The organism is Methylobacterium indicum (genome assembly GCF_017347565.1).
GTDB lineage: Bacteria > Pseudomonadota > Alphaproteobacteria > Rhizobiales > Beijerinckiaceae > Methylobacterium > Methylobacterium indicum.
The window spans coordinates 1,177,721-1,197,769 of record NZ_AP024145.1 but is presented as its reverse complement, the minus strand read 5'-3'; the positions used below and the strand labels follow the sequence as shown (position 1 = coordinate 1,197,769).

The following is a 20,049-nucleotide window of genomic DNA, read 5'->3' as shown; positions in this document are numbered from 1 at the left end:
CGCGGCCGGGACCGTCCCGATGTTCTTCGTGCTCTCGAAGGTGCTGTGGTTCCTCGCGGCACCCTCGAACCTGCTCCTGCTCCTCGTCGTCGCCGGGGCGGGGCTGGCGTTGCGCTGGCGGCGCCTCGGTGCCGGTCTCGCCGCCCTCTGCGGTCTCGCGCTCCTCGCCGGCGGCGTCTCGCCGCTGGCTTCCCTGGTCTTCAGCCCGCTCGAGAACCGCTTTCCCGAGTTCCGCGACGACGGCGCCCCGGTCGCCGGGATCGTGGTGCTCGGCGGCGCGGTCGAGACCGGGCTGTCGGCCGCCCGCGGCCAGCTCGTCGTCAACGATGCCGGCGAACGGATGATCGCGCTCGGCGACCTCGCCCGGCGCTACCCCGCCGCGACCGTCGTCTTCGCCGGCGGCTCCGGCCGGCTCACCGGCGACGGGGCCGTGTCGGAATCCGCGATCACCCGCCGCCACGCCGCGTCCCTCGGCGTCCCGCCGGAGCGGATCACCTACGAGAACCGGTCCCGCAACACGCACGAGAACGCGACCTTCAGCGCCGAACTGGTCAAGCCGAAGCCCGGCGAGCGCTGGCTCCTCGTCACCTCGGCGTGGCACATGCCGCGGGCGGTCGGCTGCTTCCGCCGCGCCGGCTTCACGGTGGCGGCCTACCCGGTCGATTACCGCACCGGCCCCGGCGCGCTCACGATCCACGCCACGGCCGGCGACGGCCTGTTCGAGCTCGACATCGCGGTGCGCGAATGGCTCGGCCTCGCGGCCTACCGGGCCTCGGGCTACACCGAGGCGGTGTTTCCGGGGCCGTGATGCGAGCGGAATTGTCGTGACAATGTCGGGCATCGCGCGATAGTCTCGACGAAGGAGAGTGCGATGGCCGAGCGAGCAGTCCGCAGCGAGAAACTCGATCTTCGTCTCACCCCGACTGCCAAGCAGACGCTTCAAGCTGCTGCAGAGGCTGCGCACAAGAGCGTGAGCGAGTTCGTCCTGGATTCGGCCCTGCGCGAGGCCGAGGAGAAGCTGGCCGATCGTCGTGTCTTCGTGCTCGGCGACGCGGACTGGGACCGCTTCGTGGAAGCGCTGGATGCCCCACCCCGCGCTCTCGACCGCCTGCAGCGCCTGTTTCGCGAGCCCGCGTTGTTCGAACGCGACGCCGACCGCGAACCGTGACGGGCTTCCGGATAGAGCCGCTGCGACGCGACCACGTCGTCGATGGCTTCACGTGTGGCCAGCCGGCTCTGGACCGCTTCCTGATCCGGCAGGCCCTGCAAGCTCAGGCGGCGAATTCGGCGCGGACTTACGTCGCGCTGGACGGCGTGGAGGCGGTCGGCTTCCATACTCTGATCGCCGGTGAGGTCCAGCATGCGAACGCGCCGGAACGCGTCGTGAAGGGTATGCCGCGCCACCCGATCCCGCTGCTCGTCCTGGCCCGGCTCGCGGTCCATACGCGGCTGCAGGGCCGAGGGGTCGGCGCAGGCCTGCTGCGCGATGCTCTCGACCGCGTGCTGCAGGCCACGGACCTGATCGGAGTTCAGGCCCTCGCCGTTCACGCGAAGGACGACGCGGCGGCTGCCTTCTATCGGCATTTCGGCTTTGTCCCGTCTCCGACCGACCCGCGACACCTCTTCCTGCTGGTCAAGGACATCCGCGCCGCCCGTGGAGACGCCTGATCCGCTACCGCGGCAGCGACAGCCGGTAGATCCCGCGAAAATCGTCCGGGTCGTCCACCACCTTGCCCTTGCGCAGGATCGCGATGCGGCCGGCCTTCATCAGGCGCACCGCCTGGCGGCGGACCGGCTGCATCAGCGGGCCCCAGCCGTCGGGGTGGGGGCCGCCGAGCGCGCGGGCGACCTCGGAGGGGCAGACGGTCTTGTCGGCGCCGCGTTCTTCGACGAGGCGCACCAGCGTCAGCTCGATCTCGTAATCGTCAGGGATCATCGTGGTCCTGCAGGGCCCGGCGGGCGTCGGAGGCGAATTGGCGCTGCCACATCACGGTGAGCACCATCGCGGTGGTGGCGAACAGCACGTAGGCGCTGACGAACCATCCGAGATACGCCAGCGCGAAGAAGAACGCACGCTGCCCGCGGTTGAAATGGCCGCCCGCCACCACGTTCATCGCCGCGGCCCGCCGCGCCGCCCGCTCGATCCGCACCGGGTCGCCGTCGCGCGGCGGCACGGCGCCGATCAGGATGGCGCCGTAATTGAACAGCCGATAGGCCCAGGCGAACTTGAAGAACGCGTAGACGAAGATCAGGGCGAGGCCCGCCACCTTGATCTCCCACACCGCCCGGGTCATCGGCGCGCCGAAGGGCAGGGTCGAGAACAGGGTCAGGGCGTCGTCGGTGGAGCGCGACAGGGTGAGCGCGCTGCCCAGCGCGATCAGCGCCGTCGAGGCGAAGAAGGCGGTGCCGTTCTGCAGCGAGGCGTTGATGGTGGTGTCCACCACCCGGTTCTCGCGCACGATCTGCTGGTCGGCCCAGGCGTGGCGGTAGCGGTTCATCATGCCGTTGAGGCTGCGCTTGCCCCCGGCGAGATGCTCGACCGCGTAGGAATAGCCGAACCACGCCGACAGGAAGCAGACGAGGGCGGCGAGATCGAGGAGCGAGAAGCTGCTCAAGCCCAGATCCGGTTGCATTGGCCGGGCGCCGTCAGGCCGTCGGCAGGATCTGCACGCCGCGCGTGCCGGCGGGCGGAGCAGCCTCGCTCACGGCGAGGTCCGCGACCCGCGCCCCGGGCGGGCCCTCGCGGCAGGCCTCGATCATCGCGGCGATCGCCTCGGCGGGTCCGGCGAGGCGGGCCTCGACGCTGCCGTCGAGCCGGTTGCGCACGGTGCCGACGAGACCCTTGGCCTCGGCCACGCCCTTGGTCCAGGCCCGGTAGCCCACGCCCTGGACGCGGCCCCGGACGACGATCTCCACGCTGCGCTGCCCGCTCACGCTCGCCCACTCCCCGTACGGCGTCACACGGGGCGGGCTCTAGAGCATATTTCGCCGCGAGGGGAGAGCGCGGTTCCGCGCCGTCAGGCGCTCGCGGCGACGAGCGGGCGGACCAGGGCCGGGCGGGGGGCCGGCGCGCGGGGACGCACGAGGTCGGCGAGGGGCACGAAGGCGTCGGGCGCCGCGCCTCCGACCCGCGTGCCGAAGCCGAGGGCGAAGGACAGGGTGAGCTTGCGGTCGGGGGCGATGCCGAAGGCGCCGAGCGCCGCCGAGAACGCCTCGCGGAAGCTGCGCACGCCGCACCAGCTCTTCTCCGAGAGGTGGAGCGGCCATTCCCAGTAGCCGTCCGGCCGCCGTGCCGCGAGGGCGGCGCGGTCGATGAAATAGCCGGTGCCGCGGTGCTCCAGCCCGTCCGCGTGGAGGCACCAGTCCCGGTTCTCGAACAGCGGGGCAGCCTCGGCCGCGACGTTCTCCAGGAGGTTGGTCTCCATGCCGGGTCTCCCACGATTCCGTTGCGACGCCGTGCCGCCTCCCGGGCCGGCTCGTCGCATGGAACATTACCGGAACACTGGTCTGATTTGCACAGGTCGTCAACAGGGCGCGGCGAACATTTCTCGAACGGCGCCGCTGTTGCCAAAGGTCGGTCCGGGTGCCACCTCCGGGCCCATCGGTTCCGCGGCAGGGACCGGCATGAGACCCGGCATGAAACCCGGCATGGGAACGAGGACCGAGATGGAGCGCGGCCGCAAGGGGCAGGAGAACGATCAGGGTCTCCGGGAAACGGGTCCCGATGTCGAGGCCCTGCGTCGCCTCGAGGCGCTGCAGCCGGCCTACGAGCGCCTGCGGGCCGACCGGATCCGGGCCGAGAGCGACGTCGAGCGCCTGACCGCGGAACTCGCCGCCGCGCGAGCCCAGGCCCGCGAGGAGCTGGGCACCGACGACGAGGCCGAGATCCGCCGGATGATCGAGGAGGCCCGGGCCGAGAACGCCCGCCGGGTCGAGGACTTCGCGCAGGCCCTGCGGGCGGTGCAGGACCGTCTCTCCGCCCTCGACACCGCGCGGTGACCGCGGCCTTGCCCGTTTCCCCGGCCCCCGCCGACCGCCAGGACGCGCTCTCCCGCGCCGGCCGCCTGCTCGCCCGCCTGGAGGCGACCCGCGACCGCGATCGCGAGACCCTGGCCGTCCGGACCCGGGAGGTGGCCGCCGCCAAGGGCCGTCTCGCCCAGCGCGACGCGGTCGACACCTACCTGCGCGAGCTGCAGCAGGACGCCAACCGCCGCAGCGTCGCGACCTTCGAGACCCTGCTCACCGCCCTCGTCCAGGAGGTGCTGCCCGGCGAGAAGCCGGTACGCCTGGATCTCACCACCGAGCGCGGGCTGCCGGCCCTCGACATCGGGGTCGAGCGCCCGGATGGCGGCCGCGAGGACGTGCTGGAGGACAATGGCGGCGCCATGACCAACGTCGTCGGCATGGCGCTCCGGCTGATCGCCGTGGTCAAGGCCGGGGTCGGGCGCTTCCTCGCCCTGGACGAGGCCGATTGCTGGATCGCTCCCGACCGGGTGCCGGCCTTCTACCAGGTGCTGGAGGAGAGTGCCGCCAAGCTCGGCGTGCAGTGCCTGGCGATCTCCCACCACGATGTGGCGGGCTTCGGCGCCGACCTCACGGTCAGCCGGATCGCCGGGCGGCCGGAGACCGGCGTCGCGATCGTGGGGCCGGCCGCTGCCTGCGCGGCGGCCTGGAGCCCGGATGCGCCGGGCTTCCGCTACCTGCGCCTGCTCGACGTCCAGGGTTTTGCCGACGCGACGCTGCCGCTCGCCCCCGGCGTCAACGCGCTGGTCGGCCCCAACAACCACGGCAAATCGACGGTGATCCGGGCCCTGCGGGCGGTCTTCTACGGCGAGGTGCGCGACAGCCTGGTGCGGGCGGGCGCGAGTGCCGCGCGGGTCGAGATCGGCGTTGCCGACGGTCGGCTGCTACGCTACGTCCGCCAGCCCAAGCGCACCCCGGTCAACCTGTGGTCGCTGCACGAGGCCGACGGGGCGCTGGTGCGGGAGAACGGCACCACCCTGGAGACCGGCGGCCGCGACGTGCCGCCCTGGGTCGAGCGGCTGTTCGGCATCACCCGGGTCGAGGATCTCGACGTCCACGTGGCGCACCAGAAATTCCCGGTCTTCCTGCTCGGCGAGAAGCCGGCCCGGCGCTCGGCCGTGCTGTCGATTGGCCGCGAGGCCGGGCTCGTGCGCGACATGCAGGCTTTGCAGCGCGAGCGGGTGACGGAGGACCAGCGCACCATCCGCGAGGGCGAGCGTGAGATCGCCCGCCTGCGCGAGGCGCTCGGGCCCCTCGACGACCTCGACGCCCTGGCCGAGACCCTGGGTGGGCTCCGGGCGCGGGCCGATGCGCTCGCCGCCGCGGAAGCGCGCCTGCGCGAGCGCGAGGTCCTGGCCGACCGCCTCGCCCGGTCCGAGCGTCTCGCCACCGGGGCCGCCGCCCGGGCCCGGGTGCTGGCGGATCTGCCGGCGCCCGAGACCGGAGCGGAGATCGGCCGCGCGCTGGCCGAGGCGCGCCACCGCGCCGCCCTCGGCCGCCGGGTGCTCGTGACGGCCGACGATCTCGCGACGGCGCACGACCGGGTGGCGGCCCTCGGTCGGTTGCCGGCCCGGGCGCCGGTACCGCGCGACACCGCACGGAACACGTTCCATGCCGCGCGGCTGCGAGGCCTGCGCGCCGCCCTCGCGGAAGCCGAGGCCCGCGCCTCGGTCCTCGCCGGGCTGCCGGACGCGGCGCCCCGGCCGCTGCTCCGGCCCGACGCCGCCACGACGGCGCGGCGCCTCGCCGAGACCGGCCGGCGCCTCGCCGAGGCGCGGGGACGCGCGGCCGCGGCCCGGGACGGACTCGCCGTCGCGGAGGCCGAGATGGAGATGGTCCTCGCCGCGACCGGCGGACGCTGCCCGGCCTGCGGCACACCGGTCGCCCCCGCCTCGCTGCTTGCCGGCCACCGCCACTCCGGTAGGGGAGACGCCGCATGATCCTCGGCCGCGAGCGGCTCGACGCCGCGCCGGTGGCGTGCGCCGGCCTCCTCGTCATCGGCGATCCCCACGTCGCGTCGCGCCGGCCCGGGCGGCGCAAGGATCCCGACTGGCCGGCGCCGGTCCTGAACAAGCTCGAGCATTGCGTCGCGCTGGCCAATGCCCGCGACCTCGCACCCGTGCTTCTCGGCGACCTGTTCGAGCGGCCCGTGGAGCCGGACGAGAGCCTGAAATCGCGCCTGATCCGGATCCTCAAGGGCTTCCGGCACCGGCCGCTCGCCAATGTCGGCAACCACGACATCCGTCACACCCGCCTCTCCGACGGCGACAGCCTGGCGATGCTGGCGGTGAGCGACGTCCTCGACGCCGTCCCCGAATCCGGCCCGGCGGCGCTCTACGCGGTGGCGGGGCGCCGCCTCGGCCTGGGTGCGACGCCCTTCGGTCAGGCGATCCCCTCGGACGTGCGCGGGCTGATCCCGCAGGCCGATGCCGTCGTCTGGCTCACCCACCACGACCTCGCCTTCGGGGCGGGTTATCCGGGCGCAAAGCCGCCGGAGGCGATCCATGGCTGCGCGCTCGCCATCAACGGCCACGTCCACAAGCGCCACGCCCCGATGCAGGTCGGGGAAACGCGCTGGTTCAACCCGGGCAACATCACCCGCGGCTCGGTCGACCTGATCGCCCACATCCCCGCGGTCTTCGTGCTCGGCGGCGATCTCTCGCTCATCGAGGAGCGCCTGCCGCACGTCGCCGACGTCTTCGACCTCACCGGCCGCCAGGTCGCCGCCGACGCGTCGCCGGAGGCGATCGGCCGGATCGAGAGCGCCTTCGTGTCGCTGCTCCAGGCCGAGACCGCGACCGACCTCGCCCGCAGCGACGACGGCGCCCTGATTCGCGAGGAGATCGAGGCGAAGTTCGTGCGCGACGCGACGCCGGAGCCGGTCCAGGCGGCGATCCGCTCGCTGGTCGAGGCGGCGGTGGCGCGGCGCGGGACCTGACGCCCCGCGCGCTCACGCTCGTCCTCAGCGTGCCGTGCCCGCTCCCCGCGAGGGCTCGGCGAAATCGAGGTTCACCGGCGCCGGGCTGATGCGGGCGCGGGCGGCCTCCCCGTCCTCGGGCGAGGCCTCCCGTAGCTCGAACCCGCCGGCCCAGGCCTCGCCGCTGCCGCGGAGATAGAACCCGAAATGCAGGCTCTCTGCCGTCTCCGGGACGTCGAGCACGATGCGCCGGCCGGTCCAGCCCTGCGTGCCCGTCAGCGGCCCGTCGACCGAGCGCTCCTCCATGTTGTCGAAGGCGACGCTCCGCCCGGTCGCGGCGTCGGCCCGCAGCCACAGGGTCGCGGCGCCGACGACGTCGCGGCTCCGCAATTCGGCGCTCAGGCAGACCCGCTTTCCGCGATAGGGCGCGGCCGCGATGCTCTGCATCAGCGTGGCGAAACCCTTCTCCATCGCCGCGTAGATCGGGTCGTCCTCGGCGTAGCGGCAACGGATCAGCGCCGCGCGACCGCCGCCATGGGGCGTGGCGGGATCGATGCCCGCCTCGTAGAGGTGCGGCTTCGAGCCGGAGACGATCCAGCCGGCGGGCCGTTCCAGGGGCACGGCCGTTGCCGGTTCGGGCGAGGCCGCCAGGCGGGCGGACAGCACGTTCCAGTTGTCGAGGCCGAAGAGCCGCGCCACGATCTCCAGGCAATCGCCATGAGAGAGCGCCGTGCCCCGCCGCCCGAGTTCCTCGCGAAGGCTCTTGGCCATCGCCTTGGCGTCGCGAAAGGTGCGCATGATCCCATCCCAGCTCGCGGGCAAACCAGCGGGATCAGTGCCTGCCTTGCTGACCGGTTCGCCCGACGGACGGGGAAGGACGGATGCGCCTCGCGGAATGCATTCACCGAACCCCGAACGGGGCGCAGGCGGCAGGCTGCATCGGCCTTGGGAAGGATCAAACCGTGGACCGGCCCCAGCGTCAAGACGGTCTCAGAACCCGAACGGATCCGGGTAGGGCAACGGCCGCCGGCGCACCGCGGTCTCGGGCAGGATCGGCCGGCCGATATCGACCGCCACGAGACCCTCGACGGCGAGCGCCAGCACCGCCGCGACGCCGTCCTGGGCGTTGATCGCCATCCCGGCGCAGTCGACCAGCCGGCCGGTGCCGCATTCGTCGAGGTGGTGCAGGATGCGCACCCGGTCGCCGGCCGAGACGTAGGTGCGGCGACACGCCATGATCAGCCGCACCGTCGAGATCCGGGGCTCGGCCCGCAGCGAGGCCGCGCTCTCGATGACGAAGCGCCGTCCGTCCTCGGCCACAACCGGCTCGCCTGCCACGTAGGCGGTGCGGAAGGGATGACGGCTCAGATCGGCCTCCGCCACCACGTCGACGAGAAGGCCCGGCTCGTCGGTGCGGACCTGCTCGAAATCGGCCGCGTGCTCGATCACCGCGTCGCCCAGCGGCAGGCGGATCGGCGCCGGCGCCGCCCTCAGCCGCTCCACCCCCGGATCGAGGGCCGCGATGGCGAGAAAATCCGCGATCAGGGCCTGGCGCGGCACCGCGGCGACGAGGGGAGCGCCGCGTCGGGGCGAGGGGCTGCGCACGGCGCTGTGGCGCTGGCCCGGCCGCTCGAGCAGGGTCGAGGAATCGAGGAGGGCGGGCGTGCTCATGCGGGGCTCCGGGCGGGTGGCGGGGCGCGCCACGCGATCCGCTACAGTCGAGGTGGCGTCTCTCCATAGGAACATTTAGCGAACATGATCCAGTTCGGCAACGCGACCCAATCCTCGTGACCCAAGTGTCGGGGCGATATGGGATGGCCGATGCGGCGGCAGCTTGGCGCTGGGACGATCGAGTGGCGACGCTGCGACGAAAAATCCCTCGCCGCAGCGATCTCGTCTCGCGGCGAACCCGCGAAAACCCTCGCGAACCGGATGGCGGCATGCTAGAGAACAAATACGGAACGCGCGACCCGGCCCGCCGGGCGCCCGCCGTCAGCAGGTGAGATCGATCGAGATGAGCGCAACCACCGACAAGCAGATCGCCGACATCCTCGCCACCTACGGCGAGCCGCTGGCCGGCAACGTCTGGCGCGTGCAGGGCACCGCCGTGATCTACCACAAGGCCCTGGAACGGATCGCCGTGCAGGCCCGCATCCGCTTCGATGCGCCGGTGATCGTGCGGGCGGAGCGCGACGAGGCGGTGATCCTGGTGACCGGCCACATGCCGGGCCCGAACGGCGACCGCACCGAATGGTCGATCGGCGAGGCGCTGATCGGCGTGAATTACCGCGTCTCGGGCCGCCAGGCGGCCTACGTCTTCGCCATGGCGGAGAAGCGGGCGAAGGACCGGGTGATCCTCAAGCTCGCCGGCCTGCACGGCCTGCTCTATTCCGAGGACGAGGCCGACGAGTTCAAGGCGAGCCGTCCCGACCTCGTGGCCGCCAACGCCCCGGCGCGCCGGGCCGAGCCTGCGCCGGAGGGGGACCGCAAGGCGGAGGTCGCGAACGACGCCGAGCTGCCGCAGGCCGAGATGAGCGGCGGTGCGAGCGAGGCCGACCTGACGGCGCGCATCGACGAGGCGCAGTCGATCAATGCGGTCACCGACCTGATGCTGGCGCCCGAGACCCAGGCCGCACTGGCGGCGATGGCGCCGGGCCTGCGCGACGAGGTGCGCGAGCACGCCAAGGCCCGGCTCGTCGCTCTCGGCTGGCCGGCCCGCAATACGGCCAAGTCCCGCAAGGCCGCGGTGGCGTGATCCGCCCGGCCGCGCGGACGGCGCGGGAGCGAGAGACGCCCGGTGCGCTCCGCCCTCAGCGGGTCGGCACCGGCTCCGCGCCGCGGTAATCGTAGAAGCCGCGCTTGGTCTTGCGGCCGAGCCAGCCGGCCTCGACGTACTTCACCAGGAGCGGACAGGGGCGGTATTTCGAATCGGCCAGGCCCTCGTAGAGCACCTGCATGATCGACAGGCAGGTATCGAGGCCGATGAAGTCGGCGAGCTGGAGCGGTCCCATCGGATGATTGGCGCCGAGCCGCATCGCGGTGTCGATCGAATCGACCGAGCCGACGCCCTCGTAGAGGGTGTAGATCGCCTCGTTGATCATCGGCAGCAGGATGCGGTTGACGATGAAGGCCGGAAAATCCTCCGACACCGTCACGATCTTGCCGAGGCGCCGCACGAAGGCCTTGGCCGATTCGTAGGTCGGGTCCTCGGTGGCGATGCCGCGGATCAGCTCGACGAGCTGCATCACCGGCACCGGATTCATGAAGTGGATGCCGATGAAACGCTCCGGCCGGTCGGTCGAGGCGGCAAGGCGCGTGATCGAGATCGACGAGGTGTTGGTCGCCACCATCGTCTCGGGGCGCAGGGACGGACAGAGCGCGCTGAAGATGCTGCGCTTGATCGTCTCGTCCTCGGTCGCGGCCTCGATCACGAGGTCGCAGGGGCCGAAATCGTCGAAGGAATCGACCGCGATGATGTGCTCGATCGCGTCGCGGCGCTGGCTCTCGGTGATCGCGCCCTTCGAGACCTGACGCTGCAGGTTGCCGTTGACGGTGGCGAGCCCGTTCTTCAGGCGCTCGGGATCGCGGTCGTTCATCCGCACGTCGAGACCGGCCAGGGAGCAGACATGGGCGATGCCGCTGCCCATCTGGCCGGCCCCGATGATCCCGACCGTCTTGATCTCGATGCCCATCACACCCTGCCTTCCCGCCACGCGGTCCAGACCGTTCATATCATCGCGCCTTCGCAGATGCGAAGGGTTCCAGGGGAGCCCGGAGGGGTCTCGATGCCGCCCCTCGCGCGGGTTACGTGCGCGAGGGGCGGTCTGCCTCAGCCCTTGGCCTTGGCGATTTCCTGCTGCAGGTCCGGCACGACGCTGAACAGGTCGCCGACGAGGCCGTAATCGGCGACCTGGAAGATCGGCGCCTCCTCGTCCTTGTTGATGGCGACGATGACCTTCGAGTCCTTCATGCCGGCGAGGTGCTGGATCGCCCCCGAGATGCCGACCGCGACGTAGAGGTCCGGCGCCACGACCTTGCCGGTCTGGCCGACCTGCCAGTCGTTCGGGGCGTAACCCGCATCGACCGCCGCGCGGGAGGCGCCGACCGCGGCGCCGAGCGAGTCGGCCAGCGGCTCGATCAGCTCCTTGAACTTGTCGGCCGAGCCGAGCGAGCGGCCGCCCGACACGATGATGCGGGCGCCGGCGAGCTCCGGACGGTCGGACTTGGCGATCTCCTCGCCCTTGAACGACGACTTCGCCGCGGGCGCCGACGCGGCGGACACCGCCTCGACCGGGGCGGCGGACCCGCCCTCGGCCGTCGCCTGGAAGGCGGCGGTGCGCACCGTGATCACCCGCTTGGCGTCGGTCGCCTGCACGGTCTGGATCGCGTTGCCGGCATAGATCGGCCGCTCGAAGGTGTCGGGACCGACCACCTTGATGATGTCGGAGACCTGCGCCACGTCGAGGAGGGCGGCGACGCGCGGCAGCACGTTCTTGCCCTCGGTCGAGGCGGCGGCGATCACGGTGTCGTAGGAGGCAGCGAGCTCGGCGACGAGCGATGCCGTCGGCTCGGCGAGGAGGTGGTCGAAGGCGGCGTCGGCGGCCACCAGAACCTTCTCGATCCCGTCGAGCTTGGCGGCGGCCTCGGCCGCGCCTTGCGCATCGGCGCCGACCACGAGGGCGTGGACCGGGGCGCCGAGCTGCTTGGCGGCCGTCAGGGCCTTGGTGCTGGCGTCCTTCACGGCGCCGCCGGCATGCTCGACCAGCAGGAGGGTGGTCATGGCGTGTCGTTCCTTCCTTTCCAGGGATGCCGATGCGCCCTCGTCAGAGGACGCCGGCCTCGACCTTCAGCTTGTTGACGAGCTCGGCGGCGCTGGCGACCTTGACGCCGGCCTTGCGGCCGCCCGGCTCGACGGTCTTGAGCACCTTGAGCCGCGGGCTCACGTCGACGCCGAGCGCCTCCGGCTCCACGGTGTCGAGGGGCTTCTTCTTCGCCTTCATGATGTTGGGCAGCGAGGCGTAGCGCGGCTCGTTGAGGCGGAGATCCGTGGTGACGATCGCCGGCAGCGTCAGGTTCAGGGTCTGCAGGCCGCCGTCGATCTCGCGCACCACGTCGAGGTTGCCGTCCGCGACCTCGAGCTTGAACGCGAAGGTGCCCTGCGGCCAGCCGAGCAGCGCGGCGAGCATCTGGCCGGTCTGGTTCGAATCGTCGTCGATCGCCTGCTTGCCGAGGATGACGAGATCCGGGCTCTCCTTCTCGACCAGCGCCTTGAGGAGCTTGGCGACGGCGAGCGGCTCGACGGCGGCGTCGGTCTTGACCAGGATGCCGCGGTCGGCGCCCATGGCGAGCGCGGTGCGGATCGTCTCCTGCGCCTGCTGCGGGCCGATCGACACCACCACGATCTCCGTGGCCTTGCCCTTCTCCTTGAGGCGGATCGCCTCCTCGACGGCGATCTCGTCGAAGGGGTTCATCGACATCTTGACGTTGGCAAGCTCGACGCCGGAACCGTCCGGCTTCACCCGGATCTTCACGTTGTAGTCGACCACCCGCTTGACGGGCACCAGGACCTTCATGATCGTCGCATCCTTCAGGACGAAGGGACGATGATGGCCGGGCCCTCCCTCGGCCGGCCAGCGATCATCCCCGATGGAGCACGGTGGCGCGGACCGTAGCGGCCGATTTTCGCAATTGTCAACGCGCGCCGGCGGGGCCCCGCCCCACCGTTAAGTGCAGCCCGCGGCACCTGCGCGGGACCCGTGCGGCCCGCGCGGGCGACGGTGCCTGTCAGCGCCCGGAGGGGGCGTCTCAGGTGCGGGTCTTGCCCGGCACCCACAGCACGTCGGCGGCTCCGCCGTCATTGGCGACCCGGGCGGCCACGAACAGGAAGTCCGACAGGCGGTTCAGGTACTGGATCGCCACCGGCGAGACCGTCTCGCCCGGCGTGGCGGCGAGGGCGACCGCCAGCCGCTCGGCCCGCCGGCAGACCGTGCGGGCGAGGTGCAGCGCCGCCGCCGCGGCCGATCCGCCCGGCAGCACGAAGGAGCGCAGGGGGGAGAGCCCGGCATTGAGCGCGTCGATCTCGCGCTCGACCCGCTCGACCTGGGCGGCGACGATCCGCAGCGGCTCGTAGGACAGGGGCTCCCCGGTCTCCGGGGTGGCGAGGTCGGCACCGAGATCGAACAGGTCGTTCTGCATCCGCCCGAGCATCGCGTCGAGGTCGCCGGTGGTGTGCAGGCGGGCGAGCCCCAGGCAGGCATTGGTCTCGTCGACGGTGCCGTAGGTCTCGACCCGCAGGTCGGCCTTCGAGCGGCGCTCGCCGCTGGCGAGAGCCGTCGTGCCGGTATCGCCGGTGCGGGTATAGATGCGGTTGAGAACGACCACGGGCCAGGCTCCCTTCGGCGGACCTCGAGCCCGCCGTCACGAGCGATGTTCTAGCGGCCCGCCGCCGCGGCGCCAGGGCCACCATCGTCGGGCCGGTCCGGACCCGGCTTCATCTTCGACGCCGCGCAGGGCATCGGGCCGTGTCGGCGATCAGACCGTATCGGCGATCAGAACGTGTAGGCGATCAGAACGTGTAGGCGATCTTGCCGCCGAAATTGGTCAGGCCGCGATTCGTGACGCAGAGGCCGGCATTCGACATGTGCTCGATCGTCGCCATGATGCTCCAGTGCTCGGTGAGCCGGAAGCCGACGGCCGCCGCCTCGCGGAACAGCGGGTTGCAGCCGAGCGCGTTGAAGGTCTTGGGCACGCCGGCCTTCGGGCCGGTATAGCCGTCGTGGAAGCCGGCGCCGAAGAAGCCCTCGACGAAGATCCGGTCGGTGATGTCGGCGGTCCAGGTCGCGCCGAGATAGGCGTAGCTGGTGCGGCCGTCGAAATTGTAGCTGCCGCCCACCGTCGGGCGCGGCACGAAGGCGGCCCAGAACCGGTCGAGCCCGGTGACCGGCTTGGCGAACAGGATCTCGCCGTTGATGTTGCTGGTGTTCTTCTCGTTGCTGCCCGGGTCCTGGGCGGAGCCGCCGATGCGGAACTCCGAGACGATGCTGAGGGGCTGGACCGGCGGCCGGTAGGACGGCACCAGGGCCGAGGGGTCGGCGGCCTGGGCGGCCGGAGCCGCCAGCACGATCGCCGCGGCAAGGCTCGGAAGGGTTACGCGCATCTGTCGAACGGTCCACCGCCCCGTGGCTGGGGCGGGATTCACCCTAGTCCTCCCGCTCCCGTCCCGTCTCGCCGCGCAATCCGCGCGCGCATGGTTTTCCACCCCGTGCGACCGGCTCGCCACAGTCGCGCTGGGTCAAGCGCCGCGCCACCACAGCACCCCCATGATCACCACGATCGCGACGAGCTGGAGCACCACCCGCAGCCGCATCAGGCGCTGCGAGAGATTGGGGCTGCCGCCGCGCAGCATGTTGACGAGCCCGAGGAGCAGCACCGCGGCGACCGCGAGGCAGGCGATGAGGACGACGGTGTTGCTGGACATCGGGCGCGAACTCGTGGCGGCACGTCACCCGGGCAGGGCGCGCGAGGAGGCACGGCCTGATAGGGCGGATCGGGACCGCCCGGGGAGGTGGCTCCGCGCCGCAGGGGCGAGCGCCGAGGACGGCGCGGCAGTCCGTCCGCTCGGGCGCGACCCGTGCGCGCCCCGGCCATGCTCGACCGATCGTCTCACCCGCATCATTGTCGACCTGTCCCAAAGTCATCGCCACAATTGTGGCAACGCATATGCGCCTGAATCAGCTTTGACTGCAGGCTCCTGTGTTGCGCAAATGCGATAGCCTCGAACAGCCCACCATGATTGTGTGGGGCCGCCGGGCTGCTGCGATGCAGCAATGCGTCCGCCCGGCGCACCATTCGAACCGGGCGGCGACGGCATGATCCGGCCGGCCCGACGACCATGGGGGTTGTTCACGTGAAGTCCTATCTGCTCGCCGCCACCGGCCTGCTCGCGCTGGCGGGCGCCGCCCATGCCGCCGATCTCCCGCGCCGCGTCGCCCCGCCGCCGGTCTACCCGGTGGCTCCGCCGGCCTTCACCTGGACCGGGTTCTATGCCGGCGTGAACGCGGGCGGCGCCGTCGGCGGCGACTTCCGCGCCTCGACGACCTCCCCGCGTCCGGCCGCCCTGCCGGCCTCCCGCGCCGAGGTCTCGGCCGCCGGCTTCGTGGCGGGCGGCATCGTCGGCTACAACTACCAGTTCACGCCCAACAACGGCTTCGTGGTCGGCGTCGAGGCCGACGCCAATTACTCGGACATCCACAACGAGTTCCGCGCCTCGGCGGGGACCGCCAGCGCCAATGGCGGCCTGAAGACCGACACCTACTTCGTCACCGTCCGCGGCCGCATCGGCTATGCCTGGGGGCCGCTGCTCGCCTACGCCACCGGCGGCTGGGCCTTCACCGAGATCGGCGTCCGCGGCATCGCCACCGGACCCGGCCTCGTGCTGCCGGCTTCCATCAACGCCTCGATCCCGGTCGACGGCTACACCGTCGGCGCCGGCCTGGAATACATGATCACCCCGAGCCTCTCGGTGAAGGGCGAGTATCTCTACGCCGATCTCGGCCGCGACGTCCGCTTCCGCGCCTTCGGCACCCAGTTCGGCGCCCGCACCGGCCTCGACACCCACCTGCTGAAGGTCGGCATCAACTACCACTTCAACCTGTTCAACTGAGCGAGCGGGGCCGCTGCGGCGGCCCCGCTCCCATCGAACGGCGCAACGAGGAGCGGCGCGGTCTCTCGGGACCGCGCCGCTCCTCGTTGCGGGCCTCAATTGCGCCGCAGCAGGCGCTCGAAATAGTCGAGCTCTTCCGTCGGGCGGTTCGGGTCGCCGAGCTTGCGCCGCAGCTCCTCCAGGATGCGCCGGGCCCGCTCGACGCCGGATTCTTCGGCGGTCGGCACCCGCACGCGGCCGTCCGAGAAGTCGCGGCTGCGGGTCGGCCGGCCGAGGGGATCGCTGTCGCGGGCGCCCTGGCGGCCGGGCTGGTTGGGATTGCCCTGGCCCTGCTGCCCGTCGGCCTGCTGGCCCTCGCCGTCCTGGCCCATCTGCTGCATCTGCTGGGCCATGCCCTGCGCGCCGCGCTGCAACCCTTCGAGGGCGCGGCCCTGCGCGTCGACGGCGGAGCCGTCCTGGCCCTGGCCGATCGCGTTCTCGGCATCCTTCATCGCCTGCTCGGCATCGGCGAGGCCCTGCTCGCCCTGCATGCCGAGTTCCTTCATCTTGCGCTGCATGTCCTCCAGGCGCTGGCGCAGGGCCTGCTGGCGATCGCCCAATCCTCCCTGCTGCTGGCCGCCCTGCTGGCCGCGCTGGCCCTGCTGCTGCTGGCCCTCGCCCTGCTGCGGCTCGCCGCCGCGCTGGCCCTGCTGGCCGCGCGGCCCTTGCTGGCGCTGTCCCTGCTGGCCCGGCTGCGGCTGGCCCCGATTGCCGAAGCGGCGTTCCTGGCCCTGGCGGAAGGTTTCGTCGCGCAGGCCCTGCTGTTCGCGGGTCATCGCCTCGAGGTCCTGCATCTGGCGGTTCATCTCGCGGGCGGTCGGGTCCGACATGCGCGAGTTCGGCTGGGCCGTCTGCAGGTTCTCGAGAATGCCGCGGAGCTGGTCGAGCAGGCGCTGGGCCTCGGCGGTATCGCCGCGCTTCATCGCCTCCTGCATCTGGTCGAGCATCTTGGCGAGGTCGTCGGGCGTCACCGTCCGGTCGGCCTGCTGGCTCTGCTGCCCGGGATTCTGCGGGTTCTGCTGCTGGCGCTGGGCGAATTCCTTCAGGAAGCGGTCCATCGCCTGGCGCAGCTCGTCGGTGAGCTTGGCGATCTCCTGGTCGGAGGCGCCGCGGTCGAGGGCGTCCTTCAGGCGGTCCTGGGCGGCGCGCAGGGCCTTCTCGGCATCCGAGAGGTCGCCCTCCTCGATCTGCAGCGCCATCGTCCACAGGAGATCGGCGACCTCGGTCAGCGCCTCGTCGGTCCGGGCCGCGCGCAGGCGCCGCGCCGCTTCCTTGAGGCCGAGGAAGACGCCCCATTGCGGCGTGAAGCGCTCGGGCGCGATCAGGAGCGCGTCGAGGGAGGTCTCCACCCGCGCCCGGCTCCCGTCGGGATCGAGGACGAGGCGGCGGCGCTCCTCGGCCAGCGACCGCGCCAGGGGCTTGGTGAAGACGCGGCCCGGCAGGGTGAAGGCGAGGGAGGCGGACCGCCCCTCCTGGCCCGCCTCGTCCTTCGCCACGAGGGTCAGCAGCACCTTGGCGCCGGCCCAGGGATTGTCGGTGAGATCGACCAGGGTGCGGGTGTCGCTGGTGCCCTGTGAATCGGACGGCAGGGTCAGGGTCAGGCGCGGCGGCGGCACCAGGCTGCGCCCCTTGGTCTGCGGCTCGACCACGCCCTCCGCCGAGGCGAGGCCGTAATCGTCCTTGGCCCGGTAGGCGAGCGTGAAGGTCCCGCGCCCGTTGGGCTCGGGGTTGCCCGCGAAGGCGATCTCCGGCGGTCGGTCGGGAATGGTGTCGACGGTCAGGCGGTGGCTCGAGGCGAAGCCCGTCTGCACCGACACCTCGGCGGTGCCGCCGGTCAGCGTGAAGCGCTCCTCGCGCAGGTCGGCCCGGGCCGGCGCCGTCGGGGGCAGGGGCTTGAGGCCGGCTCCGGGCGTCACCGTGGCGGCGCCGGTGCCGGCGATGCGCACCACCAGGGTCGAGTTCACCGGCGCCCGCAGGTGCTGCCCGGCTTCGGCCAGGGAGACGATCAGGGGCGGCATCCGGGTGTAGAGCGGCGGATCGATCCAGCCGTCGACCCGGAAGGAGGGGGCGGCCGCGACCGGCCCGCGCCAGTCGAAGGCGGCGCGCAGGCGCTCGCCGGCCTCCGGGCCGGCGACGAAGGCGCCTGCCACCGCGGCGAGGATCGCGCCGGCCCGCAGGGCATAGGGGTCGCGCCGGGCCATACCGGGCCGGGGACCCGAGACCTTGAGGCGGGCGAGCGTCGCGGCGGCGCGCCGGCGGTGCAAGTCCCACAGGGCGACCGTGCCGGGATCGTCCTGCCCGAGCGCCAGGCTGTCCTCGAGCGTCCGGGCGGGGCGGTGGGCGAGGCCGGCATCGCGGTCGATCCGCGCCAGCGCCTGCGTCCGGGCGATCCGGCGCAGCCGGACGAGCGGCAGGAGGACGCCCAGGAGCGCGAGGCCGAAGACCGCGACCCCGGCCATCCGCAGGACGGGACCGGCATCGAGCCACAGGCCGAGCCAGGACGCGGCGAGGAACACCAGAACGACCGCGAGGCCGCGCCACAGGATCGGCCAGGCCTGCTCCCACAGGGTGACACGCCCGGCCCGGACCACGAGCCGGTCGAGCCCGGCGCGCACCGGATCGGCCCGGTGCTCCGGCGCCTCGGCGCTCCGCGCGGTGTCCGGCTCGGCCTTTGTCATGCCCTGCTCCCGCTCGCTTCCCGTCGCGGAGGAGCCGCGGGGGAACGAAGCGGGCAGGCTACCACGCCGGTCCGGACGGGCCAGCGGGTCAAATCGGCTCAGGCCGGACGGCCGGCGCGCTGCCGGTCGGCATCCTGGGGCAGGGCCGGCGAGACCCCGCCCGAGACCCCGCCCGAGACCCCGCCCGAGATCCCGCCCTCTTGCCGCGCCGCCGCCTCGCGCAGGGGCTGCACGGCGCTGCGGGCGCGGGCGAGCGCGGTCTCGTGCTCGGCCGCGATGCGGAATGCGCGCTCGACCACGGCCTCGGCACGGGCGAGCAGATTGCCTTGGGGCGCCATCGCTTCAAGTCCTCCCGGTGACTGTCCGGGACGTTAGCGCGGGGGGACTGGCGGACCGGTTCGGAAAACCGGTCGCATTTTAGAGATCAGGCCGTGAGCCACTCCGGCACCCGGTCGAGCCCGATCAGCTCCTCGTAGCTCTGCCGCGGCCGGATCACCGCGTGGTCGGCGCCCCGCACCAGCACCTCGGGCACGAGGGGCCGGGTGTTGTAGGTGCAGGCCTGCACGGCGCCGTAGGCGCCCGCCGACATCACGGCGATCAGGTCCCCGGGCTTCACCTCGGGCATCTCGCGGGCGAGCGCCAGGTAGTCGCCGCTCTCGCAGACCGGGCCGACAACGTCGGCGGTGACCCGCCCGGCCTCGGGCTTCGGCTCGGCCACGGGGCGCAGGGCGTGGTAGGCCTCGTAGAGGGTCGGGCGGATCAGGTCGTTCATCGCCGCGTCGACGATCACGAAGGTGCGGCCCTCGCCGTGCTTCACGTAGAGCACCCGGGTGACCAGCACGCCGGCATTGCCGGCGATCATCCGGCCGATCTCGAAGACGGGCTTCAGGCCGAGCGGCTTGAAATGCGGCCGCAGCACCGCCGCGAAGGCGGCCGGGTCGGGCGGGGGGGCGTTGTCGTCCCGGTACGGAATGCCGAGGCCGCCGCCGAAATCGACGTGGTGGAGCCTGTGACCGGCGGCCATCAGGTCGCGGGCGAGCCCGCAGAGCAGGGCGGCGGCGTTGTCGTAGGGCGCCAGATCGGTGATCTGGCTGCCGATATGCATGTCGACGCCGACGAGCGACAGGCCCGGCAGGCCGGCGGCGCGGGCATAGACCTCGCGCGCCCGCGAGATCGGGATCCCGAACTTGTTCTCGGACTTGCCGGTCGAGATCTTGGCATGGGTGCGCGCGTCGACATCCGGGTTGACCCGGATCGAGACCGGCGCCGTCGCGCCCTTGGCGGCGGCCACCCGCGACAGCTGCTCCAGCTCCGGCTCGCTCTCGACGTTGAAGCACAGGATGCCGGCATCCAACGCGGCGGCCATCTCGCCCTCGGTCTTGCCGACGCCCGAGAACACGATCCGCTCGCCCGGCACGCCGGCGGCGAGCGCCCGGCGCAATTCGCCCTCCGAGACGATGTCCATGCCGGCGCCGAGCCGCGCCAGGGTGGCGAGCACCGCCTGGTTCGAATTCGCCTTCATGGCGTAGCAGACCAGCGCGTCGTCGCCCGAGAAGGCCTCGGCGAAGACCCGGTAGTGCCGCTCCAGGGTGGCGGAGGCGTAGCAGTAGAACGGGGTGCCGACCGCGCCCGCGAGCCGTGCCAGGTCGACGTCCTCGCCGTGGAGCACGCCGTCGCGGTAGGTGAAGTGATGCATGGCAGAGAGACCGATGGACCGGGGGCGCTGGCGC

The 20,049-nt window shown here is 72.2% G+C and carries 23 protein-coding genes; 8 read left to right on the top strand and 15 right to left on the bottom strand.

From position 1 onward, the window contains the following. The first annotated feature begins 19 nt into the window (after positions 1-19). The 3 genes from miv_RS05450 (at position 20) to miv_RS05440 (ending at position 1,668) form a co-directional block, all read left to right on the top strand. Positions 20-808 carry a YdcF family protein gene (locus tag miv_RS05450; RefSeq protein WP_207181769.1) on the top strand — a complete coding sequence of 263 codons (789 nt, stop codon included), beginning with the start codon at positions 20-22 and terminating at the stop codon, positions 806-808. Positions 809-871: 63 nt separating this feature from the next. Further along, positions 872-1,168, top strand: coding sequence for a type II toxin-antitoxin system TacA family antitoxin (locus miv_RS05445; protein WP_207181767.1), 297 nt, complete (start codon positions 872-874; stop codon positions 1,166-1,168). Next, a complete protein-coding gene (locus miv_RS05440) occupies positions 1,165-1,668 on the top strand; it encodes a GNAT family N-acetyltransferase (protein ID WP_207181766.1) in 504 nt (167 codons plus the stop codon). Before miv_RS05445 ends, miv_RS05440 begins: the two co-directional genes overlap by 4 nt. Before the next feature lie 4 nt (positions 1,669-1,672). Here miv_RS05440 and miv_RS05435 read toward each other — a convergent pair whose 3' ends face one another. The 4 genes from miv_RS05435 to miv_RS05420 form a co-directional block, all read right to left on the bottom strand. After that, entirely contained in the window at positions 1,673-1,936 is a 264-nt protein-coding gene (locus tag miv_RS05435; RefSeq protein WP_207181765.1) for a DUF3253 domain-containing protein, read from the bottom strand. Next, on the bottom strand, positions 1,926-2,633 hold the full coding sequence (locus miv_RS05430; RefSeq protein WP_048427850.1) for a DUF599 domain-containing protein: 708 nt from the start codon (positions 2,631-2,633) through the stop codon (positions 1,926-1,928). The genes miv_RS05435 and miv_RS05430 overlap by 11 nt, the downstream gene beginning before the upstream one ends. Positions 2,634-2,646: 13 nt before the next feature. Beyond that, positions 2,647-2,934, bottom strand: a complete 288-nt coding sequence (locus miv_RS05425) for an acylphosphatase (protein WP_207181764.1) — start codon at positions 2,932-2,934, stop codon at positions 2,647-2,649. Positions 2,935-3,017: 83 nt separating this feature from the next. Next, entirely contained in the window at positions 3,018-3,425 is a 408-nt protein-coding gene (locus tag miv_RS05420) for a hypothetical protein (RefSeq protein ID WP_207181763.1), read from the bottom strand. A 223-nt stretch (positions 3,426-3,648) separates the two neighbouring features. Here miv_RS05420 and miv_RS05415 point away from each other — a divergent pair, with 223 nt between their 5' ends. The 3 genes from miv_RS05415 to miv_RS05405 are packed head-to-tail and all read left to right on the top strand — an operon-like array spanning position 3,649 to position 6,961. After that, positions 3,649-3,999 (top strand): hypothetical protein, encoded by a 351-nt coding sequence (locus miv_RS05415; protein ID WP_244748884.1) that lies wholly within the window; start codon positions 3,649-3,651, stop codon positions 3,997-3,999. Next, positions 3,996-5,963 (top strand): AAA family ATPase, encoded by a 1,968-nt coding sequence (locus miv_RS05410; protein ID WP_244748883.1) that lies wholly within the window; start codon positions 3,996-3,998, stop codon positions 5,961-5,963. The genes miv_RS05415 and miv_RS05410 overlap by 4 nt, the downstream gene beginning before the upstream one ends. Then, complete coding sequence (locus miv_RS05405) at positions 5,960-6,961, top strand: hypothetical protein (protein WP_207181762.1); 1,002 nt, start codon at positions 5,960-5,962, stop codon at positions 6,959-6,961. The genes miv_RS05410 and miv_RS05405 overlap by 4 nt, the downstream gene beginning before the upstream one ends. A gap of 24 nt (positions 6,962-6,985) precedes the next feature. Here the strand turns inward: miv_RS05405 and miv_RS05400 are convergent, their stop codons facing one another. Together miv_RS05400 and miv_RS05395 are read right to left on the bottom strand one after the other, a co-directional pair. Further along, complete coding sequence (locus miv_RS05400) at positions 6,986-7,738, bottom strand: glyoxalase superfamily protein (RefSeq protein WP_207181761.1); 753 nt, start codon at positions 7,736-7,738, stop codon at positions 6,986-6,988. Between the two features lie 192 nt (positions 7,739-7,930). Continuing rightward, positions 7,931-8,611, bottom strand: coding sequence for a hypothetical protein (locus miv_RS05395; protein ID WP_207181760.1), 681 nt, complete (start codon positions 8,609-8,611; stop codon positions 7,931-7,933). 343 nt (positions 8,612-8,954) lie between these two features. On the opposite strand from miv_RS05395, the gene miv_RS05390 reads away from it, so the two are divergent. Further along, entirely contained in the window at positions 8,955-9,695 is a 741-nt protein-coding gene (locus tag miv_RS05390; protein WP_207181758.1) for a trna delta -isopentenylpyrophosphate transferase, read from the top strand. Positions 9,696-9,750: 55 nt separating this feature from the next. Here miv_RS05390 and miv_RS05385 read toward each other — a convergent pair whose 3' ends face one another. The 6 genes from miv_RS05385 to miv_RS05360 form a co-directional block, all read right to left on the bottom strand. After that, positions 9,751-10,632, bottom strand: coding sequence for a 3-hydroxybutyryl-CoA dehydrogenase (locus miv_RS05385; protein ID WP_048427856.1), 882 nt, complete (start codon positions 10,630-10,632; stop codon positions 9,751-9,753). Between the two features lie 137 nt (positions 10,633-10,769). Then, positions 10,770-11,720, bottom strand: coding sequence for an electron transfer flavoprotein subunit alpha/FixB family protein (locus tag miv_RS05380; RefSeq protein ID WP_048427857.1), 951 nt, complete (start codon positions 11,718-11,720; stop codon positions 10,770-10,772). A gap of 43 nt (positions 11,721-11,763) precedes the next feature. Continuing rightward, complete coding sequence (locus tag miv_RS05375; protein WP_207181756.1) at positions 11,764-12,513, bottom strand: electron transfer flavoprotein subunit beta/FixA family protein; 750 nt, start codon at positions 12,511-12,513, stop codon at positions 11,764-11,766. A 232-nt stretch (positions 12,514-12,745) separates the two neighbouring features. Then, entirely contained in the window at positions 12,746-13,321 is a 576-nt protein-coding gene (locus miv_RS05370; RefSeq protein ID WP_048427859.1) for a cob(I)yrinic acid a,c-diamide adenosyltransferase, read from the bottom strand. A gap of 184 nt (positions 13,322-13,505) precedes the next feature. Further along, positions 13,506-14,096 (bottom strand): acyloxyacyl hydrolase, encoded by a 591-nt coding sequence (locus miv_RS05365; protein ID WP_058620076.1) that lies wholly within the window; start codon positions 14,094-14,096, stop codon positions 13,506-13,508. A gap of 135 nt (positions 14,097-14,231) precedes the next feature. After that, complete coding sequence (locus tag miv_RS05360) at positions 14,232-14,417, bottom strand: twin transmembrane helix small protein (protein ID WP_048427861.1); 186 nt, start codon at positions 14,415-14,417, stop codon at positions 14,232-14,234. A gap of 429 nt (positions 14,418-14,846) precedes the next feature. On the opposite strand from miv_RS05360, the gene miv_RS05355 reads away from it, so the two are divergent. After that, the gene (locus miv_RS05355; protein ID WP_207181754.1) at positions 14,847-15,602 is read left to right on the top strand and encodes an outer membrane protein; all 756 of its coding nucleotides are present in this window, start codon (positions 14,847-14,849) and stop codon (positions 15,600-15,602) included. A gap of 95 nt (positions 15,603-15,697) precedes the next feature. Here the strand turns inward: miv_RS05355 and miv_RS05350 are convergent, their stop codons facing one another. The 3 genes from miv_RS05350 to lysA all read right to left on the bottom strand — a co-directional run bounded on the left by miv_RS05350 (position 15,698) and on the right by lysA (position 20,015). Then, positions 15,698-18,319 (bottom strand): TIGR02302 family protein, encoded by a 2,622-nt coding sequence (locus miv_RS05350; protein ID WP_207181752.1) that lies wholly within the window; start codon positions 18,317-18,319, stop codon positions 15,698-15,700. 98 nt (positions 18,320-18,417) lie between these two features. Continuing rightward, a complete protein-coding gene (locus miv_RS05345) occupies positions 18,418-18,657 on the bottom strand; it encodes a hypothetical protein (protein WP_207181750.1) in 240 nt (79 codons plus the stop codon). 86 nt (positions 18,658-18,743) lie between these two features. Further along, on the bottom strand, positions 18,744-20,015 hold the full coding sequence (gene lysA / locus miv_RS05340) for a diaminopimelate decarboxylase (protein WP_207181749.1): 1,272 nt from the start codon (positions 20,013-20,015) through the stop codon (positions 18,744-18,746). Positions 20,016-20,049 lie beyond the last annotated feature (34 nt).